Raw genomic sequence first — 22,408 nt, forward strand, 5'->3', positions numbered from 1 at the left:
GCGTTGGCCGACTCCGGCCGCCGGCCCGAAAGCCGGGAAGCAGCCGCAACCTAAGGCAAGCCTCCCCGCGTAGCTGCCAAAGACCGCAACCACCCACTACCCACAAGCCGACGGGAGCAACGCCCCGCGTGGGTTGCAGGGGTTTCGAGGCTCGCTGACGCTCGCACCTCAACCACCCGTAGCGCCGGGGAGCATCGACGAGCACCTGCCCCGGGGCGGGTGTTCCTAGACTGTGTCCGTGACCAGTGCCCAGTACGCCGCCGCGGCGCCGACCATGCGCGAGCGCATCGTCGAGGCGGCGGTCGCGCTCACCACCGAGATCGGGTGGGCGCGGGTCACGATGGCGACGATCGCCGACCGGGTGGGCGTGAGCCGGCAGACGGTCTACAACGAGGTCGGGACCAAGCCTGGGCTCGCGGAGGCGATGATCCTGCACGAGCTCGACCGGTTCCTCGGGGTCGTGAGCGAGGCGTTCGACCACCACCCCGACGACCTGGTCGCCGCGATCCGCGAGGCCTCGCGTGAGGTGCTGGTCCTCGCCCACGACAACCTCCTCCTGCACGCCGTCGTCTCCGCCACGCACGGCGCCGACACCGAGCTGCTCCCGCTGCTGACCACGCACGCGGAGTCGCTCCTGGCTGCGGCCAAGATCGTCGTCGCGGACCGGATCGAGCCCTACGAGCTGCGCATGGACGAGGAACACCTCGAGGCCGCGATCGACATGGTCGTGCGGGTGGTGCTCAGCCACGTCATGCAGCCGTCCGGGCCGCCGGAGCAGACCGCCGACGACATCGCCTGGATCTCCGCACGAGTGCTGCGCAGCCCGTGAAGGGCGAGGTCGCTGGCTGCGCAGAAGTCCGGCTGGGTTCTCCCACCGGACGCGCGGTCATCGCGGCCGCGGTTCTCGGCTCGGGCATGACCCTGCTCGACGGCACGGTCGTCAACGTCGCCCTGCGCACGATCGGGAGGGACCTGGGAGCGAGCCTCGCCGAGCTGCAGTGGATCACCAACGGCTACCTGCTCTCGCTGGCCAGCTTGATCCTGCTCGGCGGGTCGCTGGGAGACCGGTTCGGCCGGCGCCGGGTGTTCGTGATCGGCACCGTGTGGTTCGCACTGGCGTCCCTGGCCTGCGGCCTGGCGCCCACGCCCGTGGCCCTGATCGTGGCGCGCGTCGTGCAGGGGGCGGGCGCCGCGCTGCTGACCCCCGGCAGCCTGGCGATGATCCAGGGCACCTTCCACCGCGACGACCGTGCCCAGGCGATCGGCTCCTGGTCGGGCCTGGGCAGCATCGCTGCGGCGCTCGGCCCTTTCGTCGGCGGCGGCCTGGTGCAGTTCGCCTCCTGGCGGTGGATCTTCCTGATCAACCTGCCGCTCGCCGTGGTGGCCGTCGTGGTGGCCCGGACCCGGGTCCCCGAGACCAGCGACCCCGACGCGCCGGCCCGGTTCGACGTCATCGGCGCGGTGCTCGCGACGCTGGCGCTGGGCGGCGCGACGTACGTCCTGATCCAGTGGGGCGGTCCGGTCGCGCCCTGGGCGGCCGGGGTGGCGCTGCTGGCGGGGGTCGCGTTCTGGTGGGTCGAGCGCACCAGCGACCACCCGATGCTCGCGCTGGGGATCTTCGCCAACCGCAACTTCAGCGCCGCGAACGCCATGACGCTGCTGGTGTACGCCGCGCTCGGCGCCGTGCTGTTCTTCCTGGTGCTGCAGCTGCAGACCGTCGGCGGCTACGGCCCTCTCGGCGCCGGCATCGCGACGCTGCCCATCACGATCTGCATGCTCTTCCTCGCGGCCCGCGGGGGTGCCCTGGCGGCACGGATCGGCCCCCGGATCCCGATGACGGTGGGCCCGCTGGTGATGGCCTGCGGGACACTGCTGCTGCTCGGGTCGGCCCGACGCGTCGTCTACGTGACGGACGTGCTCCCGGGGCTGACCGTCTTCGGGCTCGGCCTGGCGATGATGGTCGCGCCGCTGACCGCGACTGTCCTCGCCTCCGCGCCGGACGAGCACGCCGGCATCGCCAGCGGGGTCAACAACGCGGTCGCGCGCTCCGGCTCGCTGCTCGCCGTGGCCGCGCTGCCGGTGCGGTGGGGCTGAGCGGCTCGGAGTACGCCGACCCGGTGGCCTTCGACGCGGCGTACCGCTCCGCTGTCACCGCCTGCGCGGTCCTGCTGATGCTCGGTGGGCTGCTGTCGTGGGCGACGATCCGGCAGACCGGGGTGGCCCGGTGGCCCGGGGGGCCCGGGCAGCACCGCGACGCGGGTGACCGCACGCGGTGACCGCGCCCCTTCCCGGGGCCGTACGACGCGGCTAGCATGATCGTCAGTCGATGCGCATCACGAAACGGATTGCATCATGCGCAACAAAAGCGTCGCGCGGACGATGGTCCGGCTGCTGGAGCAGGCACGCTACGAGGTACTGCCCACCGGCACCACCGAGGACAAGGTCCTCGAGCACCTGCCCCGTGACCGCACGGTCACCATCACCGCCTCACCGAGCAAGGGGCTCGAGGCGACCCTCGACCTCGCCGAGCGGCTGACCGGGCACGGCTACACGACCGTCCCGCACCTCGCCGCCGGATGGTCAGCGGCCGCAGCGAGCTGGCCGAGATCTGCGCCCGGCTGACCGGCAAGGGCATCACCCGGATCTTCGTGCGGGCGGCGACTCCGAGCCGGTCGGGGACTACCCGGACGCGCTGGCGCTCCTGGAGGACCTCGCCGACCTCGGCAGCCCGTTCGGGCACGTCGGGATCACCGGCTACCCCGAGTCGCACCCCACCATCCACGACGACCTGACCGTGCAGTCGATGTGGGACAAGCGCCACCACGCCACCCACATCGTCAGCAACCTGACCTTCGACCCCGCCGCCGTGTCGTCGTGGGTGCGGCGGCTCCGCTCCGAGGCGTGACCATGCCGCTCCTGCTCGGGATGCCGGCCCGGTCGAGAGGGCCAAGCTGCTGGGATGGCGACCAAGATCGGCGTCGGCGAGTCGACGCGGTTCCTGGTCAAGCACAAGGGCACCTTCGCCAGGCTGGCCGCTCCCGGCGGCTTCACCGGTGAGCGCTTCCTGGAGAAGTGCGCTCCCGCGCTCGGGGAGCCGAACGCGCTGGTCGAGGGGCTGCACGTCTTCACGTTCAACCAGATCGCCGAGACCGAGGCCTGGCGCAACGACCTGCTGGTCGGGCTGCGCAACCGCCTGACCTGACGGCTCCGCGCGGGTCAGTCGGTGAGGCGGTGCACCGAGGGCGGGACCGGCAGGTCCGCGGCCCACGGGGCCGGGACCGGGGTGCCCAGCCCGGTCCGCACCGGCACCAGCCCGCTCCACACGTCCGGCTCGGCGCCGGCCTCCTCGGGCGTGGCCGGCCAGTCGTCGGCGACCTTGAGCAACCAGCCGCCCTCGCGGATCGGCAGCGACAGCGCCAGGGTGGCGGCCAGCTCCTTGCGGGTCGGCGGGCGCACCTCCGTCGTACGCCCCGGCACCAGCACACCTCGCTGAAGAGGTCGAGCGTGGGCTCCAGGTCGTCGACCGGCGTGAGTGGACCGCGGATGGTGGCGGAGCGGTAGTTGACCGACGACTCGAAGGTCGTCGGCGCGACCACGAGCGCGTCCAGGGCGAAGACCGTCAGCACGGCGGGCGCCCCGCCCGCGACCCGTCGCAGCGCGCCGGCTCCCGTCGAGCCGTGCAGCAGCACCCGGTCGCCGTCGCGCGCGTAGAGCATGGGACGGCCAGCGGCTCGCCGTCCGCGACGCAGGAGAGCACCCCGGCCCACTGCGAGTCGAGCAGCGCGTCGAGGGCGGCGCGGTCGGTGACGCCCTGCTCGGGAAGCGGTTCAGCTCGGTCATGACCGCCATCAGACCACTGGTGTCACCGGTGCGCGACCAGATCGCCGAGCGCCTGCTCCAGCCGGCCGTCCCCGGTCTCGACCACGGTGAGCGGCAGCCCGATCCGGGCCGCCGCGTCCGCCGCCAGCTCGCGCAGCTCCGGGTCGGGACGCTGGGCCAGCCAGACCACCCGTGTGTAGTGGCCGAAGTAGGCGTCGCGCAGCTCCGGCCACCGGTCCAGCCCGAGCTCCTGGAGCACGGTGCGCGCGAAGGAACGCACCAGGAAGTCGGTGAGCAGGTAGGTCCCGGGCTGCTCGTCGAGAGAGGCGCTCGACGCGCGACTCCCCGGCGTACAGGTCGTAGCAGTGCAGCCCCGGCAGCCGGCGCAGCCCGAGGTCGCGACACACCTCGTCGAGGGCGCCGTAGGTGCCGCAGTCGGCGTAGCCCACCACGACCTCGGCGTACGACGGGGCGAGCTCGCCCGCCAGCCGCCGCACCTCGCCGGCGATCAGCTGGGGCTGGTTGTGCAGCAGCGGCGGCAGCGGGTGCACGTCGACCGGCCAGCCGTGGCGAGCCACGACCTGCGCCGCGGGCTGGGCGAGGGCGCCGCAGGCGACGAGCGCGACCCGCTCAGAAGGAGAGCTGCTCGACGAAGCGGTCGTTGAAGTCGGTGCGGTCGGAGAGCTCGACATAGGTCACCTCCTCCAGCAGCGTCCGGGCGCCGGCCCGCTCGCGCACGGAGAGCAGCGCCATCTTGGCGCCCTCGCCGGCGACGTTGCCGGCCGAGACGATCCGCAGCACAGGCAGCTTCGGGACCAGGCCGATCCGCACGGCGAGGCGGGGGAGAGGTAGCTGCCGAAGGATCCGGCGAGCAGCACCTGCTGGACGTCGAGGTGCTCGAGGGCCGAGCTCCTCGAGCAGCAGGCTCCAGCCGGTCGAGATCGCGGCCTTCGCGAACTGCAGCTCGCGGACGTCGCGCTGCGAGAGCACCAACGCACTCGTCGGTCTTGCAGTCGGGGTAGGGGCGGTGCAGCACGAACACCCGCTCCTCGCCGATCTTGGTCAGCCGGTCGGCCAGCGCGGGCGCGAGCTCCGCCGCCGTCTCCTCCGGCACGAACCGGCCCGAGGCGTCCAGCAGGCCGACCCGGACCAGCTCGGAGACCGCGTCGACGAGGCCGGACCCGCACAGCCCGCGGGGCTCGGTGTCGCCGATGACCGAGAGCCCCACCGTCCCCTCGCCGGTCGGGTCAAGCTTGACGACCTCGATCGCCCCGTCGGCTGCGCGCATCCCACACCGGATCGCGCCGCCCTCGAAGGCGGGGCCGGCGGGCGCAGCGGTGGCGAGGATCCGCTCGCCGTCGCTGAGCACGATCTCGCAGTTGGTGCCGACGTCGATGAAGAGCCGGGTCCGCTTGTCGCGGTCCATCCCGGTGGCCAGCATCCCCGCGACGATGTCGCCGCCGACGTAGGCGCCCAGTGCAGGGAAGAGGTAGGCCCGGGCACGGGGGTGCAGGTCGAGCCCGAGGTCGGCGGCGAGCACCGACGGCGGCTGCGAGGTCGACATGACGAACGGCGCGATCCCCAGCGGCTCGGGGTCGATGCCGAGGGCCAGCGCGGTCATCGTCGCGTTGCCGGCCACCGCCACCTCGTAGACCCGGCAGGGGTCCACCCCGGCCTCGGCGCACACCTGGGCCGCCAGGTCGGAGAGGGTCTGGGCCGCCGCGACCTGCAACCGCTCCAGCGCCCGGGGGTCGAGCATCGTCGCGCTGATCCTGGTGATGACGTCGCCGCCGAACGGCTGCTGGCGGTTGAGCATCGAGGCCACCGCGAGCGGGGTGCCGGTGGTGACGTCGAGGAGGGTGGCCACCACCGTGGTGGTGCCGAGGTCGAAGGCGATCGCGAGCCGCTCGCCGGTGGTGTCCCCGGGCTCGACCTCGACCAGGGTCTCGTCGACGATCACCGCGGTCACCTTGAAGTCGCCCTCGCGCAGCACGCCGGGCAGCCGACGCAGGACGTGCAGGTCGGCGGTCGGGGCCAGGTCGTCGATCGCCTCCAGCAGGCGGTCGAGGTCGGTGCGCTGGTCGGCGAGGCTGGGCTCGTCGAGCTCGACGTACCGCTTCTGCAGGGCGGGGCGCAGGATGACCTGCCGGCCGACGCCGACGGTGGCGGCCTTCGGCCGCGTGGTCAGCGGGGGTACGTCGACAGTGAGGTCGCGGGTCGCCTGCACCAGGCAGGCCAGCCGCCATCCCTGGTCGAGCTGGTCGCGGCTGAAGGTGCGGACGTCGTGGCGCGAGATGGGGCTGGGCCCTTCGATGCGCACCCGGCACTTGTGGCAGGTGCCGTGGCCGCCGCAGGTGGAGTCGATCGCGATGCCGTTCCACGAGGCGGAGTCGAAGACCGTGACCCCGGGCGGCACCCGGACCGACCGTGAGGTCGGGGGCGCGTCGCCACCGGACTCGACGGTGAACGAGAGCTCGACCCGGCCGGTGAGGTCGTGCGGCGCCGCCTCGGTGCCGGGCGGCTCGAGCAGGCCCTCCCGGCGGACCTCGTCGATGAAGAAGTCCTCGCCGGGGAGCTCGGGTGGCGTGCTCACACGGCGGCTGCCTGCTTCTTGCGGTGGGCGGCGATCCACGCCATGCCCCACTCGTCGTGGTCGAGCAGGAGGTCGGCGGCCTTGACCGCGTCGACGATCTGGGGCGTGCGGACGTCCATGATCGCGCTGGTGAGCCCGGCATGCATCGCCATCGGCAGGAACGCCGCGCCGATGGTGTGCCGGTCGGGCATCCCGAAGGAGACGTTGGAGGCGCCCAGGGTCATGTTGACCCCGAACTCGTGACGGATCCGGGAGATCGTCTCCAGGGTCGTCCGCACGACCGAGGTGTCGGCGCCGATCGGCATCGCGAGCGGGTCGATGACGATGTCCTCGGCCGCGATGCCGTACTCCTGCGTGGCCACCCGGATGATCTTCGCGGTCAGCTCGAGGCGCTTGTCGGCCTCCATCGGGATCTCGTCGTGGTCGTTGGGCAGCGCGATCACCGCGGCGTCGTACTTCTTCACGAGCGGGAGGATCGCGGCCATCCGGTCGTCCTCGGCGGTGATGGAGTTGACCAGCGCGCGGCCCTGGTACGCCGCGAGCCCGGCCTCGAGCGCCTCGACCACGGAGGAGTCGATGCAGATCGGGGTGTCGGTCAGCTCCTGGACGAGCCGGATGGCGCGCGCGAGCAGGTCGGCCTCGTCGGTCAGCGGCACGCCCATGTTCACGTCGAGGACGTCGGCGCCGCCGGCCACCTGGGCCATCACGTCGCGCTCGATGGCGGACAGGTCGCCCTCACGCAGCTGCTCCTGGAAGATCCGCCGCCCGGTCGGGTTGATCCGCTCGCCGATCAGGCAGAAGCGCCGCCCGTGGCCGAGCACGACCTCCTTGGTGGCCGACCGCAGCACGGTCTCCTTCGGCTCTGCCGCCGGAGTGGGGCCACTCATGCCGGCACCTTGGTACGACGGTCCTGCAGCAGCGACTTGGCCCGCTTGACGGTGGCCGAGGCGTCGGCGGCGTACCCGTCGGCGCCCACCGCGTCGGCGTACTCCTGGGTGACGGGGGCGCCGCCCACCATGACGATGACCGAGTCGCGGATGCCGGCCTTCTCCAGGGCGTTCATGTTGGCCTTGAACATCGGCATCGTGGTGGTGAGGAACGCCGAGAAGCCCACGATGTCGGGCTGGTGCTCCTCGATGGCCGCCACGAACTTCTCCGGGGCCACCTGCACGCCGAGGTCGATCACCTCGAAGCCGGCGCCCTCGAGCATGATGTTGACGAGGTTCTTGCCGATGTCGTGGACGTCGCCCTTGACCGTGCCCATCAGGAACTTGCCGATGGTCTGGACGCCGGTCTCGGCGAGCAGCGGGCGGAGCCGCTCCATCGCGCCCGCCATCGCGCGGCCGGCGATGAGCATCTCCGGGACGAAGAAGTCACCGCGCTCGAAGCGGGCGCCGACCTCCTCCAGGGACGGGATCAGCGCGTCGAAGAGCAGCGTCTGGGGCTCCATGTCGATCCCCAGCCCCTCGTTGGTGAGCTCGAGGACGCGTGGAGCGTTGCCCACGAGCGTCTCGTCGTAGAGCGCTTGCAGGATCTCTTCCGGGGTCATCACGCAACACCCTCCTTGCGGGTTCGGCCGCGCAGCAGGGTTGAGAGCTGCGCGGCATGGTCGAGGAGCTGGTGGCCGAGCTCGTCGAGCCGGCCCTCCATCCGTGGGGTCGGCCCCGAGATGCCGAGGGCGGCGACGAGGTCGCCGTGGTGGCCGTGCACCGGGACGGCGAGACCGGTGAGCCCGACCTCGAGCTCGTCCAGGGTCACCGCCCAGCCGCGCCGGCGGGTCCGCTCCCCGTCGCGACGCAGGTCGTCGAGGCTGGAGATCGTGGCTGTGGTCGGCCGGTCGAGGGGCTCGACGGGTGCCGGGACGACGCCGTGGGCGAGGAACACCTTGCCGAGCGCGGAGCAGTGGACGGGCACGTCGACCTCGGTCCAGTCGCGGCTGCCGAGCAGGTAGCGCGCGTCGACCTGCGCGACCTGGACCACCTGGTGGCCGCGGGCGACGCTGAGGTGCACGGTCTCGTGGGTGGCCTCGCCGATCCGGTCCAGGGTGGGGCGGGCCAGGCGGACCAGCTCCTCCCACGGGTCGTGGCGCGCGGCGTACAGCCAGAAGAGCCGGCCGGCGACGTAGGACCCGGCGTCGTTGCGCTCCAGCAGGCCGGTGCGCTCCAGCGCGGACAGCATCCGCGAGGTCGTCGACTTCGCGAGCCCGCACTCCTCCTGGAGGTCGGCGAAGGTGAGCGGCTCGTCGGCGCGCACGACCGTGGACACGAGCAGGGCGGCTCGGTCGACGGCCTGGGTGCCGGTGCTGTTGCCGGCCGGGGTGTCGCTCACCGGTGGGGCTCCTCGAAGGAATTCAATGGGTTCCACATCATGGAACCAAAGTCCCACATGATGAGGCTAGGATCGCGACGAGGGTGCGGTCAAGGGACGCGCCCACCCAGAATTCCGCCGCAGGAGGTCTGATGTTCCGAAACCGCATGCCGCGCTACGAGGTGCTCTCCGAGGAGGCGCTGGCAACGCTCGACGGCGGCTGGCGCCGGCTGGTCACCGAGATCGGCGTGGAGTTCCTGGACTCCCGGGCGCTCGACCTCTTCCGTGCCGCCGGCCAGAAGGTGGAGGACAACACGGTCTTCCTCGACCCCGAGTTCGTGATGGAGCAGGTCGCCAAGGCGCCGCGCGAGTTCGACGTCCAGGCCCGCAACCCCGAGCACTCGATCCACATCGGCGGCGACGCGATGGCCTTCGGTGCGGTCTACGGGCCGCCGTTCGTGCGGGAGGGCGGCGTACGCCGCGACGGCACCATGGACGACTTCCGCAACTTCAGCCGGCTCGCCCAGAGCTTCGGGGTGCTCGACTCGGCCGGTGGCGTGGTCACCGAGCCCAACGACACCCCGCTCGACAGCCGCCACCTCGACATGACCTATGCGTTGCAGACGCTGACCGACAAGGTCTACATGGGCAACGTCGTCTCCGGGGTCAACGCCCGCGACACCCTGGCGATGACCGAGATCCTGTTCGGCTCCCGCGAGGCCATCGAGCAGACGCCGGCCACGATCTCGCTGATCAACTGCAACTCCCCGCTGCGCTGGGACGACCGGATGCTCGAGGCGCAGTTCGAGTACACCAGCGCCAACCAGCCGGTCGTGCTCACCCCGTTCATCCTGATGGGCGCGATGTCGCCGGTGACGATCCCGGCCGCGCTCGTCCAGCAGATGGCCGAGGCGCTGTCCGGGATCGCGCTCTCCCAGCTGATCCGGCCCGGCGCCCCGGTGATCTTCGGGTCGTTCCTGTCCAACATCGACATGCAGTCCGGGTCGCCGACGTTCGGCACGCCCGAGTCCGGCCTCGGGCTGCTGTGCACCGGCCAGATCGCCCGGCACTTCGGGCTGCCGTTCCGCACGGGCGGCGGGCTCACCTCGTCGCAGGTCCCCGACGCGCAGGCCGGCTACGAGGCCCTGATGACCCTGCTGCCGACCTTCCTCGCCGGCGCCAACTGGGTGATGCACTCCGCGGGCTGGCTCGAGGGCGGGCTGGTCGCCGGCTACGAGAAGTTCGTCATCGACGTCGAGCTGGTCCAGATGCTGCAGCACGAGTTCACCCCCCTGGAGATCGACGAGGCCTCGATGGCCTTCGACGCCCACCAGGAGGTCGGCCACGGGGGCCACTTCCTCGGCGCGATGCACACGATGGAGCGGTTCCGCACCTGCTTCTACCGGCCGATGCTCTCCTCCTCGGAGAACTACGAGCGGTGGATGCGCAACGGCGCCAAGGACACTGCGGCCCGGGCCGGCGAGCTCTACAAGAAGAAGCTCGAGGAGTACGAGCCGCCGCCGCTCGACGACGCGATCCGTGAGGAGCTCGAGGAGTACGTCGTCCGGCGGCGGGCGGAACTGGGAGACTGACGGCCGTGCCCAGCCCTGCCAACCCCCACCCCGCAAGCACCGACCGCGCAAGCACCAGCCCCGTGACCGCCGGCTCGCCCAACGCCAGCAACCCCGCCGGCGACTTCGTGATGGTCCTCGACTGCCCGGACCGGCCCGGGATCGTCCACGCCGTCTCCGCTTCCTGCTGGAACGGGGCGGCAACATCCTGGAGAGCCAGCAGTTCGGGGACACCGACACCGGCCGGTTCTTCATGCGGATCGACTTCGTCACCGAGGGGACGGTGCCGGTGGAGCGGCTGCGCTCGGAGTTCCTGGAGGTCGCCGCGCAGTTCGGCATGCGCTTCGTGCTGTGGGACTCCAAGGCGCCGTACCGACGCTGATCATGGTCAGCAAGCATCTGCACTGCCTCAACGACCTGCTCTTCCGGCACAGCACCGGGGCCCTGCAGATCGACATCCCCGTCGTCGTGTCCAACCATCCCGACGCCGAGGCGATGGTGCGCTCCTACGGCCTGGACTTCGCTCACGTGCCGGTCACCCCCGACACCAAGCCGGCCGCCGAGGCGGAGCTGCTGCGCCTGGTCAAGGAGCACGACGTCGACCTGGTCGTCCTGGCCCGCTACATGCAGGTGCTCTCCGACGACCTGTGCCGCGAGCTGAGCGGGAAGGCGATCAACATCCACCACTCGTTCCTGCCGAGCTTCAAGGGCGCCAAGCCCTACCACCAGGCCTACGACCGCGGTGTGAAGCTGGTCGGCGCGACCGCCCACTACGTGACCGCCGACCTCGACGAGGGTCCGATCATCGAGCAGGACGTCATCCGCGTCGACCACAACCACACGCAGGACCAGCTCGTGGCCGCCGGCCGGGACGTGGAGGCCCAGGTGCTCTCGCGCGCGGTGCGCTGGCACTCCGAGTCGCGGGTCCTGCTCAACGGCCACCGCACGGTCGTCTTCCGCTGACCACTGCCGCTGGCGCTGTTGCGCGTGGCGGCCTAGCGTTGCGCCATGAGCAACGCAGGCGAGGGCGGCAACGGCGGCGTCCAGTCCGTGGATCGGGCCCTGACCATCCTCGAAGTGCTGGCCCGGGTGGGGGAGGCGGGGGTCACCGACATCGCCGCGGAGCTCGGCGTCCACAAGAGCACGGCGTTCCGGCTGGTCACCACCCTGGAGTCGCACCGCCTGGTGGAGCAGACCGCCGATCGCGGCAAGTACCGCCTCGGGGTCGGCGTGCTGCGGCTCGCCGGTGCCACCACCGCCCGGCTCGACCTGGTGCAGGAGGCGCGCCCCGTCTGCCGGCAGCTGGCCGCCGGCACCGGTGAGACGGTCAACCTGGCGGTGCTCTCGGAGAGCTCGGCGCTCTACCTCGACCAGGTGGCCGGCAGCTCGGCCCTGCAGCCGCACAACTGGGTCGGCCAGCACATCCCGCTGCACGCCACCAGCAACGGCAAGGTGCTGCTCAGCGGGCTCGACGACGCCGCCCTCGACGAGGTGCTCGGCGGGCTGTCGCGCTACACCGCCATGACCATCACCCGGAAGTCCCAGCTTCGCGAGGAGATCAAGCTGGTCCGCGAGCAGGGGTACGCCGTCGCCGTCGACGAGCTCGAGGTCGGGCTGACCGCGGTCGCCGCGCCCATCCACAACGCCCACGGGGACGTCATCGCGTCGATGAGCGTGTCCGGCCCGACCTTCCGGCTGCCCGCCGAGCGGGTCGAGGAGGTGCTCCCGATGCTGGTCGAGGCCGCCGTCGAGGTCTCCCACCGCCTCGGTTGGGGGCACCGCTGACGCGGTTCGGGCACGCCTCGCGGGGCTCACGCTTCTGCCACACCTTGGTCACGTGTGGCCGCAAGTCCTTGACGTGACCCGCCAGTCACAGCATTCTCGGAATGTTCAGCACTCGCGTTGCGAGTGATGGAACAAGTTGCGGATGACGCAACAGGGTGTGGAGGGTGGCCCATGGCGGAGCTCTACGTCGACGGTGCGTGGACCAGCGCGCGGTCCGGGGCGCGCCGTGAGATCCGCTGCCCGGCAGACGGCTCGCTGGTCGGCGAGGTCGACGAGGCGTCCGCCGAGGACACCGCCGCCGCCATCGACGCCGCCCACCGCGCCTTCCGCGACGGGGCCTGGCCGCGCACCTCCGCGCGGGAGCGCGGCGACCTGCTGCTGCGGGTCGCGGACCTGCTCGAGCGCGACACGGCCGTCGTCGCCGAGCTCGAGTCCCGCGACACCGGCAAGCGCCTGGTGGAGAGCGAGTACGACGTCGCCGACGTGGTCTCGGTCTTTCGCCACTACGGCCGGGTCGCGGCCGAGGAGGCCGGTCGGATGGTCGACACCGGCAACCCCGACGTCGTCAGCAAGATCGTGCACGAGCCCATCGGCGTGTGCGGGCTGATCACCCCCTGGAACTACCCCCTGCTGCAGGTCTCCTGGAAGGTCGCGCCCTGCCTCGCGGCCGGCAACACCTTCGTGCTCAAGCCCAGTGAGATCACGCCCCACACCGCCATCCACCTGATGAAGGTGCTCGAGGAGGCGGGCCTGCCCGCCGGCGTCGGCAACCTCGTCCTCGGCGCCGGTGCCGCCGCGGGAGCACCGCTCTCGGAGGATCCCCGCGTCGACCTCGTCTCGTTCACCGGCGGCCTCGCCACCGGCAAGGCGATCATGGGTGCCGCGGCCGGCACCGTGAAGAAGGTGGCGCTCGAGCTGGGCGGCAAGAACCCCAACATCGTGTTCGCCGACGCCGACCGCGCGGTCGCCCTCGACTTCGCGCTGACCGCGGTCTTCCTGCACTCCGGGCAGGTCTGCTCGGCCGGGGCGCGGCTGCTGGTCGAGGAGTCGATCCACGACGAGTTCGTCGACGCCCTCGTCGAGCGCGCCGGCCGGATCCGCCTCGGCGGCCCCTTCGACGACAAGGCCGAGACCGGACCGCTGACCAGCGCCGCACACCGCGACAAGGTCGAGCGGTACGTCGCCGCCGGGCTCGCCGAGGGCGCCGTGCTCCGCTGTGGCGGCACCCGACCCGACGACCCGGCCCTGGCCGACGGCTTCTACTTCCTGCCCACCGTCCTGGACCGCTGCACCAGCGCCATGTCGGTGACCCAGGACGAGTCGTTCGGCCCTGTCCTCACGGTCGAGACCTTCCGCACCGAGGACGAGGCGGTCGCGATCGCCAACGACAGCATCTACGGCCTCGCGGGCGCGGTGTGGACCCAGGACGCCGGCCGGGCGGAGCGGGTCGCCGCCGGGCTGCGGATGGGGACGGTCTGGATCAACGACTACCACCCGTACGTGCCCCAGGCCGAGTGGGGCGGCTACAAGCAGTCCGGGGTGGGCCGCGAGCTCGGGATCGCCGGCCTGGAGGAGTACCGCGAGACCAAGCACGTCTGGCACAACATCCGCCCGGCGGTGCAGGGCTGGTTCAAGGAGTAGATCCACGGGGCCGACCCACGAGGAGGGTGCATGAGCGACGACCGGTACGACATCGTCATCGTCGGTGGCGGCTCGGCCGGGTGCGCCCTGGCCAACCGGCTGTCCGCCGACCCGGCCACCCGCGTGCTCGTCCTCGAGGCCGGCCGGTCCGACTACCGCATCGACCCGTTCGTCCACATGCCCGCAGCCCTGCCGATCCCGATCGGCAACCGGCTCTACGACTGGAAGTACGAGACCGACCCCGAGCCGCACATGAACGGGCGGCGCATCTTCCACGCCCGCGGCAAGGTCCTCGGCGGTTCGAGCAGCATCAACGGGATGATCTTCCAGCGGGGCAACCCGATGGACTACGAACGCTGGGGCGCCGAGCCGGGGATGAAGGAGTGGGACTACCTCCACTGCCTGCCCTACTTCAAGCGGATGGAGCGCGTCCTGCTCGAGGACGGCTCGAGCGGCGCCGACTCCTGGCGCGGCGGCACCGGGCCGCTGGTCCTCGAGCGCGGCCCGGCCACGAACCCGCTGTTCGGGGCGTTCTTCCAGGCCGCCCAGGAGGCCGGCTACCCGCTCACCGACGACGTCAACGGCTACCGCCAGGAGGGCTTCGCGAAGTTCGACCGCAACGTCCACCGCGGCCGCCGGCTCTCCGCGGCGCGCGCCTACCTGCACCCGGTGAAGTCGCGGAAGAACCTGCGCGTCGAGACGCTCGCGCTCGTCACCGGCGTCCGGTTCCAGGGCAAGCGGGCGGTGGGCGTGGACTACCTGCGTGGCGGGCGGCTGCGCCGCAGCGTCGCGGCGGGCGAGGTGATCCTCTGCGGCGGCGCCATCAACACCCCCCAGCTGCTCCAGCTGTCCGGCATCGGCGACGAGACCCTGCTGACCAACCAGGGCGTCGAGCTCGTGCACCACCTGCCCGGCGTCGGCGAGAACCTCCAGGACCACCTCGAGGTCTACATCCAGTACGCCTCGAAGCAGCCGGTCTCCATCGCGCCCGGGCTGCGGATGCGGGCCCGCCCCAAGATCGCGTACGACTGGCTCGTCCACCGCTCCGGGCTGGGCGCCACCAACCACTTCGAGGGGGGCGGCTTCGCCCGCAGCAACGAGGACGTCGACTACCCCAACCTGATGTTCCACTTCCTCCCGGTCGCGATCCGCTACGACGGCTCCGCGCCGACGGAGGGGCACGGCTACCAGGTGCACATCGGCCCCATGTACGCCGACACCCGCGGCTGGGTGCGGATCCGGTCGAAGGACCCGAAGATGCACCCCTCGATGCAGTTCAACTACCTCTCCACGCCCAACGACCGGCGGGAGTGGATCGAGGCGGTGCGCGTCGCCCGGGACATCCTCAACCAGCCGGCGTTCGCGCCGTACAACGACGGCGAGCTCTCGCCCGGCCCTTCGGTCGCCACCGACGACGAGATCCTCGACTGGGTCCGCAAGGACGCCGAGACCGCGCTGCACCCCTCGTGCACGGCCAAGATGGGCGTGGACGACCAGGCCGTCGTCGACCCGGCCACGATGCGGGTCCACGGCACCGAGGGGCTGCGCGTCGTGGACGCCTCGGTCTTCCCGTTCGTCACCAACGGCAACATCTACGCCCCGGTGATGATGGTGGCCGAGAAGGCCGCCGACCTGATCGCGGGCAACACCCCGCTCCCGGCCGCCGACGTGCCCTACTACCGCTACCGCGACGGCATGCCCCTGTACCCACCCGGCGACAGCCGCAACCCGGCGGGCACCCGCCCCAACCGTGAGGACACGCCATGACCCAGACCGAGAACAGGCCCCAGGCCGAGAACGCGGCACCGGAAGGGACTGACCTCGCGCTGCGCGTCGAGTCCCTCTGGAAGATCTTCGGCCCGCGTGCCGACAAGATCATCGGCACGCCCGACGCCGATCTCTCGCGCGCGGACCTCAAGCGCAAGACCGGCTGCGTCGTGGGTGTCCGCGATGTCTCCTTCGAGGTGGCCCCGGGAGAGGTCTTCGTCGTGATGGGTCTCTCCGGTTCGGGGAAGTCGACGCTGGTGCGGTGCCTGACCCGCCTGATCGAGCCGACCGCCGGGAAGGTGGAGGTCGGCGGCGTCGACGTCAGCAACGCCTCGGAGAGCCAGCTGCGCGACCTGCGCCGCCACCACGTCTCGATGGTCTTCCAGCACTTCGGGCTGCTCCCCCACCGGCAGGTGATCGACAACGTGGCCTACGGCCTCGAGGTCCGCGGCATGGGCCGCAAGGAACGCCGCGCCAAGGCCGAGGAGGTCGTAGGTCTGGTGGGCCTCGACGGCTACGAGCGGTCCTACCCCGACCAGCTCTCGGGTGGCATGCAGCAGCGGGTCGGGCTCGCGCGCGCCCTCGCCGGCGACCCGGACATCCTGCTCTTCGACGAGCCGTTCTCGGCCCTGGACCCCCTGATCCGGCGCGACATGCAGAACGAGGTCATCCGGCTCCATCACGAGCTCGGCAAGACGATGGTCTTCATCACCCACGACCTGCAGGAGGCGCTCAAGCTCGGTGACCGGATCCTGATCATGCGGGACGGCGCCCTCGTCCAGCTCGGGACCCCGGACGAGGTGGTGGCCGCCCCCGCCGACGACTACGTCCGCGACTTCACCTCCGAGGTGCCGCGCTCCCACGTGCTCACGCTGCGCTGGGTGATGCGCGAGCCCCGCGACGACGACTCGCTCGAGGGCCCGGTGATGTCCCCGGACACGATCGTGCGCCAGGCGGCCCGGGCCGCGCTGGCCTCCGACCACCCGGTTCGGGTCATGGAGGAAGGACGGCTGATCGGGATCGTCGACGACGACGCCATCCTGCGGATGGTCGTCGCGGAGACGGACGCTCCGGACGAGGACGGTGTCCCGGCATGACCGCCGTCGTCACCGCCCCCCGGGCCGCGCGCCATCGCCCGGCCGTGGTCGAGATGGTCATCGAGCACGCGCGGCTGTGGGCGCTCTTCCTCGTCGTGGTCGTGTGGGTCGCCATCTGGGCGGTCACCCAGGGCCAGGACACCCTGGCCCTCAGCGCGTCGGCCATCACCGACACCCACCGCCAGCTGCAGGACGCCAGCAACTGGGTCGAGGACGCGGCCTCGTCGGGGTCCAGCGTCTGGGTCAACGCCGCCAACAACTTCGCCGACTGGATCAACTCCGTCTTCGAGTGGCTCCAGCACATCTTCACCGTGCCGGAGTTCCCGAGGCCGCTGCCGCAGATCGGCTGGCTCGGCACGATCGCGCTCGCCGCACTGGTCACCTTCGCCGTCGCGGGATGGCGCAGCCTGCTGCTCGTCGTCCCGTCGTTCCTGGCCTTCGGCTTCCTCGGCTACTGGACCGACTCGATCGACCTGCTGCTGGTCACCGGGATCGCCGTCGTGATCGCCGCCGCGGTCGGCATCCCGTTGGGGCTGTGGATGGGGCACAGCAAGGTGGTGACCGCGATCGTCACCCCGGTGCTCGACTTCATGCAGACGATGCCGTCGTTCGTCTACCTGCTGCCGATCAGCATCCTCTTCGGCATCGGAGCCGCCGCGGCGATCATCGTCACCCTGATCTACGCCACCCCGCCGGTGGTGCGCATCACTGCGCACGGCATCCGCACCCTGCCGGCCGGAGTGATGGAGGCGACCGCGTCGATGGGCCAGAGCCGGCGCCAGCGCCTCACCAAGGTCGAGCTGCCGCTGGCCAAGCGCACCATCATCGTCGGGATCAACCAGACGATGATGGCGGCGCTGTCGATGGCCACGATCGCGGCGTTCATCGACGGCCCCGGGCTCGGTCAGCCGGTCCTCGACGGCCTCAAGCGAGGCCAGCTCGGCACGTCGTTCGTGGCGGGCATCGCCATCGTGATCATGGCGATCATGCTGGACCGCACCACCACGGCGGCCAGCGTCCGTTCCGAGCAGGCCAGCCGGGCCGACCAGGCCCACACCGCCCTGCGCCGCGGCGCGCTGGGAGCCGGCGCGATCGGGACCCTGGTCGCGCTCTACCTGTCCCACAACTACGTGTGGGCCAACGAGTTCCCGAGCAGCCCCGACCTGGGCACGCCCATCCGGAACAAGGTCGACGACTTCGGCCAGTGGCTGCTCACCGACGTCTCCAGCCTGACCACCTCCATCGAGACCACCTTCACCGAGAAGTTCCTCAACCCCGTGCAGAGCCTGATCGCCGAGTCGCCGTGGTACGTCACCGCGGCCGCGTTCGCGCTGATCGCCGTGATCGTGGGCGGGATGCGCGCCTTCCTGTTCACCGTCGTCTGCCTGGCCGGCATCTACTACCTCGACCTGTGGAACTTCGCGATGATCACCCTCACCTCGGTGCTGGTGGCGACGGCGATCGTGGTCCTCCTCGCCGTCGTCGTCGGGGTCTGGATGGGCCGGAGCCGGGTGGTGGACCGCATCATCAGGCCGTTCCTCGACGCCGGCCAGACGATGCCGCCGTTCGTCTTCCTGATCCCGATCTTCATCCTCTTCGGCCCCAACCGCTTCACCGCGATGGTCGCGGGCATCATCTACGCCGCCCCTGTCGCCATCAAGCTGGTCGCGGACGGCATCCGCGGGGTGTCCACGGAGACCGTCGAGGCGGCCGAGTCGTCGGGCACCAACAAGTGGCAGATGATCACCAAGGTGCAGCTGCCGATGTCGCGCGGGTCGCTGCTGCTCGCCACCAACCAGGGGCTCCTCTACGTGCTGTCCATGGTCGTCATCGGCGGCATGGCGGGAGCCGGGGCGCTCGGCTTCGACATCGTGCACGGCTTCCGCAACTCCAGCTACGTCGGCCGCGGACTGGCCGCCGGCATCTCGGTCGTGCTGCTCGGGATCATGCTCGACCGGATCACGACGTACGGCGCGGAGCGTGCTCAGCGGTCCCAGGACTCGTCCGGCCGCACCGCCGCCCGGTGGCGCAAGGTGTTGCGCCTGTCGCCGGCGCCCCAGGGTCTCGCACACGGGTAACCACCACTCAACGAAGGGTCAACCACATGAGAGTCAAGCGCACGCAAGCGGTGCTTGCTGCAGTGGCAGCCGCGATGGCACTCACGCTCAGTGCGTGCGGGGGCGGCTCCATCCAGAACGCCAAGCAACCGGCCGGCAGCAAGGACTGTGGCGACCTGAACATGGCCGTCAACCCCTGGGTCGGCTACGAGGCCAACGCCTACGTCGTGGGATACATCGCGCAGACCAAGCTGGGCTGCACGGTCAACTACAAGGACCTCGACGAGCAGGTCTCCTGGAAGGGCTTCGGCAACGGCACGGTCGACGTGGTCATCGAGAACTGGGGCCACCCCGAGCTGCAGAAGAAGTACATGGCCAGCAAGGGCGGCGACGGCACGGCCGTGGATGCCGGCCTGACCGGCAACGACGGCGTGATCGGCTGGTACGTGCCGCCGTGGATGAAGGACAAGTACCCCGACATCACCGACTGGCACAACCTGAACAAGTACGCCAGCCTGTTCAAGACTCCCGAGTCCGGTGACCTCGGCACGTTCTACGACGGCGATCCCGGCTTCGTCACCAACGACGAGGCGCTGGTGAAGAACCTCAACCTCAACTACAAGGTGGTCTTCACCGGCAGCGAGACCGCGCTCATCGAGGCCTTCCGCAAGGCGGAGGAGAACAAGACCCCGATGATCGGCTACTTCTACGAGCCGCAGTGGTTCCTCGCCGAGGTGCCGCTGGTCAAGGTCAACCTCCCGAAGTACACCCCCGGGTGCGACTCCGACCCGACCAAGGTCGCCTGCGACTACCCGCCGTACCCGCTGAACAAGGTCGTCTCGAAGGACTTCGCCGACTCCGGCAGCCCGGCGTACACGCTGGTGAAGAACTTCAACTGGAACAACGACGACCAGAACCTCGTGGCGAAGTACATCGCCCAGGACCAGATGGACCCGGAGGAGGCGGCGAAGAAGTGGGTCGACGCCAACCAGGACAAGGTCAACGCCTGGCTCAAGGGAACCGGCGTGACCTCGTGACCACCTGAGCCATCTGATCACGGGGGCTCCGAGGGCCCCGCACATTCGTGCCCGGCCGGGCCATTGACACCCCGGCCGGGCACGACTCATTCTAGGGTTGTCTCGCATCGTGCATTGCGTTGCGTCAGACGCAACAAGGTCCATCATTCCCCCCATCGACACCAGCACCTCGGAGAGGCTCATGGCAGAGGTTCCCGCCACCGCACGAGTGGTCGTCATCGGCGCCGGCATCGTCGGCAACAGCCTGGTCCACCACCTGGCCCGGCTGGGGTGGCGCGACATCGTCCAGATCGACAAGGGAGCGCTGCCCAACCCGGGCGGCTCGACCGGTCACGCGTCCAACTTCATCTTCCCGGTCGACCACTCGCGGGAGATCACCGACCTCACGCTGGACTCGGTGCGGCAGTACCGGGAGATGGGCGTCTTCACGCAGTCCGGGGGCTTCGAGCTGGCGCGCACGCCGGAGCGGATGGAGGAGCTGCGGCGGCGGATGTCGAGCGCGAAGGCGTGGGGGATCGAGTCCGAGCTGGTCTCGCCCGACGTCGTCAAGGAGAAGGTGCCCTTCATCGAGACCGACCAGTTCATCGGCGCCTTCTGGACGCCGAGCGTGGGCGTCGTCGACTCGCTGCGCGCCGGCACGATCATGCGCGAGCAGGCGCTCGCGGCCGGTGCGCTGACGGTCGTGCCGACCGTCGAGGTGGTCGGCCTCGACACCGAGGAGGGGGCGGACGGCCGGCGGCGCATCACGCGGGTTCGGACCAGCGGTGGCGACATCGAGGCCGAGCACGTGGTCATCGCGTGCGGCGTGTGGAGCCCGAAGATCGGCGACATGGCCGGTATCAGCATCCCGCTCACGCCCGCGGTGCACCAGATGATCAGCGTCGGCCCCTGCCCGCAGCTCGCCGAGCGCGAGGGCGAGATCTCCTTCCCGATCATCCGGGACATGGACACCTTCTGCTACGAGCGCCAGCACGGCGCCGACATGGAGGTCGGCTCCTACGCCCACCGGGCGATCCTGCACGAGCCGGAGGACATCCCCTCGATCGAGCAGGCGAAGCTGTCGCCGACCGAGATGCCGTTCACCTCCGACGACTTCGACCCCCAGCTCGAGCAGGCCTACGAGCTGATGCCCGAGCTGCTCGGCGCCGAGGGCGCGGAGATGCGTTACGCCATCAACGGCCTGCTCTCGCTGACCTGCGACGGCAACCCGATCCTCGGCGAGAGCCTGGTCAGCGGGCTGTGGACGGCGGCGGCCGTCTGGATCAAGGAGGGCCCGGGCGTCGGCCGCGCCGTCGCCGAGTGGATGACCCACGGCCACTCCGAGATCGACGTGTCGGCCAGCGACATCGCCCGCTTCCACCCCCACCAGATGCGCCGCGAGCACACCCGGCTGCGCACGACCGAGGCGTTCATCAAGACCTACGGGATCATCCACCCCGCCGAGCAGTACGAGTCCGACCGCGATCAGCGGCTCGCCCCGATGCACGAGTCGGAGAAGAAGCTCGGCGCGTTCTTCTACGAGACCGCCGGCTGGGAGCGCCCGCACTGGTACGAGTCGAACGCCGGCCTGCTCGAGGTGTACGGCGACGCCGTGATGCCGCGTGAGCACGAGTGGGACGCGCGCTGGTGGAGCCCGATCATCAACGCCGAGCACCTGCGGATGCGTGAGGCGGCCGGCGTCATCGACCTCACGGCGTTCTGCGTGTTCGACATCGTCGGGCCGGCGGCCCTCGAGGCGGTGCAGCGCACCTGCGTGGCCCAGTGCGACGTGGCGGTCGGCAAGGTGGTCTACACCCCGGTCCTCGACCCCAAGGGCGGCTTCCGCTCGGACCTGACCGTGATGCGGCTCGGCGAGCAGCACTTCCGGGTGGTCACCGGCGGCGCGCACGGGATGGCCGACCGGAAGTGGTTCGGTGACCAGCTCGCGCAGGTGACGGGCGGGGACCCGGCCACCACGCTGACCGACCTCACCTCGGAGGTCTCGACCATCGGCCTGTGGGGTCCGCGGGCGCGCGACATCCTCGCGTCCCTGACCTCCGACGACGTCTCCGACACCGGCTTCGGCTTCCTCACCTGCCGCGAGATCACGGTGGGCGGCGTGACGGTCCTGGCCTCGCGGATCTCCTACGTCGGCGAGCTCGGCTGGGAGCTCTACGTGCCGTTCGGATCGGCCGCGGAGCTGTGGGACAAGCTGCTCGACGCGGGGGCGCCGCACGGCGCGGTCCCGGTCGGCATCGGCGTCTACGGCACCACCGGCCGGATCGAGAAGGGCTACCGCGCCTTCGGCTACGAGCTCGACGGGGAGCGCACCATCGTCGAGGCCGGCATGCAGCGGCCGAAGGTCAAGGCGGCGGACTTCGTCGGGCGCGAGGCCTACCTGCGCCAACGTGCCCTGCTCGATTCCGGGGAGGCTCCGGCCGCCGTGCTGTGCACGATGACCGTCGACGACCACACCTCCGCCAGCGGGGTGAAGCGCTACATGCTCGGTGGCGAGCCGATCCTCACCCGCGACGGCGGCACCCTCACCGACGGCCACGGCCACCACCCCTACGTGACCAGCGCCGGGTCCGCCCCGTCGTTGGGCAAGCACCTGCTGATGGCCTACCTGCCGCCCGAGGAGGCCGTGCTCGGCAACCAGCTCGCGGTGTCGTACATGGAGGAGCTCTACCCGGTGACCGTCGCATCGGTCGACGCCACCGGTCTGCTCGACCCGACCAACGAACGGATTCGCTGA

The 22,408-nt window shown here is 70.8% G+C and carries 20 protein-coding genes and 3 pseudogenes; 15 read left to right on the plus strand and 8 right to left on the minus strand.

Annotated elements, in window-relative coordinates:
* Positions 1-238 precede the first annotated feature (238 nt).
* The 5 genes from H0S67_RS00265 to H0S67_RS22970 all read left to right on the plus strand — a co-directional run bounded on the left by H0S67_RS00265 (position 239) and on the right by H0S67_RS22970 (position 3,202).
* On the plus strand, positions 239-829 hold the full coding sequence (locus H0S67_RS00265; protein ID WP_246354994.1) for a TetR/AcrR family transcriptional regulator: 591 nt from the start codon (positions 239-241) through the stop codon (positions 827-829).
* An 86-nt stretch (positions 830-915) separates the two neighbouring features.
* The gene (locus H0S67_RS00270) at positions 916-2,094 is read left to right on the plus strand and encodes an MFS transporter (RefSeq protein ID WP_219635403.1); all 1,179 of its coding nucleotides are present in this window, start codon (positions 916-918) and stop codon (positions 2,092-2,094) included.
* Positions 2,085-2,276 (plus strand): hypothetical protein, encoded by a 192-nt coding sequence (locus H0S67_RS22960; protein WP_219635404.1) that lies wholly within the window; start codon positions 2,085-2,087, stop codon positions 2,274-2,276. The genes H0S67_RS00270 and H0S67_RS22960 overlap by 10 nt, the downstream gene beginning before the upstream one ends.
* Before the next feature lie 76 nt (positions 2,277-2,352).
* A complete protein-coding gene (locus H0S67_RS22965) occupies positions 2,353-2,622 on the plus strand; it encodes a hypothetical protein (protein ID WP_219635405.1) in 270 nt (89 codons plus the stop codon).
* A 337-nt stretch (positions 2,623-2,959) separates the two neighbouring features.
* Positions 2,960-3,202 (plus strand): hypothetical protein, encoded by a 243-nt coding sequence (locus H0S67_RS22970; protein ID WP_219635406.1) that lies wholly within the window; start codon positions 2,960-2,962, stop codon positions 3,200-3,202.
* A gap of 14 nt (positions 3,203-3,216) precedes the next feature.
* On the opposite strand, the gene H0S67_RS24050 is transcribed toward H0S67_RS22970, so the two are convergent.
* From H0S67_RS24050 to H0S67_RS00305, 8 genes and pseudogenes are all read right to left on the minus strand, one after another.
* A complete protein-coding gene (locus H0S67_RS24050; RefSeq protein WP_246355453.1) occupies positions 3,217-3,477 on the minus strand; it encodes a hypothetical protein in 261 nt (86 codons plus the stop codon).
* 92 nt (positions 3,478-3,569) lie between these two features.
* Positions 3,570-3,716, minus strand: a pseudogene (locus H0S67_RS24055) (pyridoxamine 5'-phosphate oxidase family protein); the annotation flags it as partial.
* Positions 3,717-3,862: 146 nt separating this feature from the next.
* Positions 3,863-4,126 (minus strand): annotated as a pseudogene (locus tag H0S67_RS24060) (DUF1638 domain-containing protein); the annotation flags it as partial.
* A 79-nt stretch (positions 4,127-4,205) separates the two neighbouring features.
* A pseudogene (locus H0S67_RS27670) lies at positions 4,206-4,397 on the minus strand (hypothetical protein); the annotation flags it as partial.
* Positions 4,328-6,412: an ASKHA domain-containing protein gene (locus tag H0S67_RS00290; RefSeq protein ID WP_219635408.1), complete on the minus strand. Its 2,085-nt coding sequence runs from the start codon at positions 6,410-6,412 to the stop codon at positions 4,328-4,330. The pseudogene H0S67_RS27670 and the gene H0S67_RS00290, both read right to left, overlap by 70 nt.
* Positions 6,409-7,299: a dihydropteroate synthase gene (locus tag H0S67_RS00295; RefSeq protein WP_180934975.1), complete on the minus strand. Its 891-nt coding sequence runs from the start codon at positions 7,297-7,299 to the stop codon at positions 6,409-6,411. The genes H0S67_RS00290 and H0S67_RS00295 overlap by 4 nt, the downstream gene beginning before the upstream one ends.
* Positions 7,296-7,961: a corrinoid protein gene (locus H0S67_RS00300; protein ID WP_180934976.1), complete on the minus strand. Its 666-nt coding sequence runs from the start codon at positions 7,959-7,961 to the stop codon at positions 7,296-7,298. Before H0S67_RS00300 ends, H0S67_RS00295 begins: the two co-directional genes overlap by 4 nt.
* The gene (locus H0S67_RS00305) at positions 7,961-8,740 is read right to left on the minus strand and encodes an IclR family transcriptional regulator (RefSeq protein WP_180934977.1); all 780 of its coding nucleotides are present in this window, start codon (positions 8,738-8,740) and stop codon (positions 7,961-7,963) included. Before H0S67_RS00305 ends, H0S67_RS00300 begins: the two co-directional genes overlap by 1 nt.
* A gap of 131 nt (positions 8,741-8,871) precedes the next feature.
* On the opposite strand from H0S67_RS00305, the gene H0S67_RS00310 reads away from it, so the two are divergent.
* The 10 genes from H0S67_RS00310 (at position 8,872) to H0S67_RS00350 (ending at position 22,408) form a co-directional block, all read left to right on the plus strand.
* Positions 8,872-10,311, plus strand: a complete 1,440-nt coding sequence (locus H0S67_RS00310; protein WP_219635409.1) for a trimethylamine methyltransferase family protein — start codon at positions 8,872-8,874, stop codon at positions 10,309-10,311.
* Entirely contained in the window at positions 10,259-10,672 is a 414-nt protein-coding gene (locus H0S67_RS27675) for an ACT domain-containing protein (protein ID WP_425489855.1), read from the plus strand. Before H0S67_RS00310 ends, H0S67_RS27675 begins: the two co-directional genes overlap by 53 nt.
* Positions 10,673-10,674: 2 nt before the next feature.
* The gene (locus H0S67_RS00315; RefSeq protein ID WP_425489856.1) at positions 10,675-11,253 is read left to right on the plus strand and encodes a formyltetrahydrofolate deformylase; all 579 of its coding nucleotides are present in this window, start codon (positions 10,675-10,677) and stop codon (positions 11,251-11,253) included.
* Between the two features lie 45 nt (positions 11,254-11,298).
* Positions 11,299-12,075 (plus strand): IclR family transcriptional regulator, encoded by a 777-nt coding sequence (locus H0S67_RS00320; protein WP_180934978.1) that lies wholly within the window; start codon positions 11,299-11,301, stop codon positions 12,073-12,075.
* Positions 12,076-12,246: 171 nt separating this feature from the next.
* Positions 12,247-13,716: an aldehyde dehydrogenase family protein gene (locus H0S67_RS00325; protein WP_180934979.1), complete on the plus strand. Its 1,470-nt coding sequence runs from the start codon at positions 12,247-12,249 to the stop codon at positions 13,714-13,716.
* 30 nt (positions 13,717-13,746) lie between these two features.
* Entirely contained in the window at positions 13,747-15,483 is a 1,737-nt protein-coding gene (gene betA, locus H0S67_RS00330; protein WP_180934980.1) for a choline dehydrogenase, read from the plus strand.
* A complete protein-coding gene (locus tag H0S67_RS00335) occupies positions 15,480-16,580 on the plus strand; it encodes a quaternary amine ABC transporter ATP-binding protein (protein ID WP_180934981.1) in 1,101 nt (366 codons plus the stop codon). Before betA ends, H0S67_RS00335 begins: the two co-directional genes overlap by 4 nt.
* Positions 16,577-18,658, plus strand: coding sequence for an ABC transporter permease (locus tag H0S67_RS00340; protein WP_180934982.1), 2,082 nt, complete (start codon positions 16,577-16,579; stop codon positions 18,656-18,658). Before H0S67_RS00335 ends, H0S67_RS00340 begins: the two co-directional genes overlap by 4 nt.
* A gap of 74 nt (positions 18,659-18,732) precedes the next feature.
* Positions 18,733-19,674, plus strand: coding sequence for an ABC transporter substrate-binding protein (locus H0S67_RS00345; protein WP_246354995.1), 942 nt, complete (start codon positions 18,733-18,735; stop codon positions 19,672-19,674).
* A gap of 181 nt (positions 19,675-19,855) precedes the next feature.
* Positions 19,856-22,408 carry a GcvT family protein gene (locus H0S67_RS00350; RefSeq protein WP_180934984.1) on the plus strand — a complete coding sequence of 851 codons (2,553 nt, stop codon included), beginning with the start codon at positions 19,856-19,858 and terminating at the stop codon, positions 22,406-22,408.

The sequence above is a fragment of the Nocardioides ungokensis genome (assembly GCF_013466985.1).
Taxonomy (GTDB): domain Bacteria; phylum Actinomycetota; class Actinomycetes; order Propionibacteriales; family Nocardioidaceae; genus Nocardioides; species Nocardioides ungokensis.

Bases quoted from the DNA above. Each gene is read 5' to 3' on its own strand.
- H0S67_RS00270 (WP_219635403.1), top strand. From the start codon at position 916: ATGACCCTGCTCGACGGCACGGTCGTCAACGTCGCCCTGCGCACGATC.
- betA (WP_180934980.1), top strand. From the start codon at position 13,747: ATGAGCGACGACCGGTACGACATCGTCATCGTCGGTGGCGGCTCGGCC.
- H0S67_RS00300 (WP_180934976.1), bottom strand. From the start codon at position 7,961: ATGACCCCGGAAGAGATCCTGCAAGCGCTCTACGACGAGACGCTCGTG.
- H0S67_RS00295 (WP_180934975.1), bottom strand. From the start codon at position 7,299: ATGAGTGGCCCCACTCCGGCGGCAGAGCCGAAGGAGACCGTGCTGCGG.
- H0S67_RS00320 (WP_180934978.1), top strand. From the start codon at position 11,299: ATGAGCAACGCAGGCGAGGGCGGCAACGGCGGCGTCCAGTCCGTGGAT.
- H0S67_RS00340 (WP_180934982.1), top strand. From the start codon at position 16,577: ATGACCGCCGTCGTCACCGCCCCCCGGGCCGCGCGCCATCGCCCGGCC.
- H0S67_RS00335 (WP_180934981.1), top strand. From the start codon at position 15,480: ATGACCCAGACCGAGAACAGGCCCCAGGCCGAGAACGCGGCACCGGAA.
- H0S67_RS00345 (WP_246354995.1), top strand. From the start codon at position 18,733: ATGGCACTCACGCTCAGTGCGTGCGGGGGCGGCTCCATCCAGAACGCC.
- H0S67_RS22970 (WP_219635406.1), top strand. From the start codon at position 2,960: ATGGCGACCAAGATCGGCGTCGGCGAGTCGACGCGGTTCCTGGTCAAG.
- H0S67_RS00315 (WP_425489856.1), top strand. From the start codon at position 10,675: ATGGTCAGCAAGCATCTGCACTGCCTCAACGACCTGCTCTTCCGGCAC.
- H0S67_RS22965 (WP_219635405.1), top strand. From the start codon at position 2,353: ATGCGCAACAAAAGCGTCGCGCGGACGATGGTCCGGCTGCTGGAGCAG.
- H0S67_RS00310 (WP_219635409.1), top strand. From the start codon at position 8,872: ATGTTCCGAAACCGCATGCCGCGCTACGAGGTGCTCTCCGAGGAGGCG.
- H0S67_RS00325 (WP_180934979.1), top strand. From the start codon at position 12,247: ATGGCGGAGCTCTACGTCGACGGTGCGTGGACCAGCGCGCGGTCCGGG.
- H0S67_RS00350 (WP_180934984.1), top strand. From the start codon at position 19,856: ATGGCAGAGGTTCCCGCCACCGCACGAGTGGTCGTCATCGGCGCCGGC.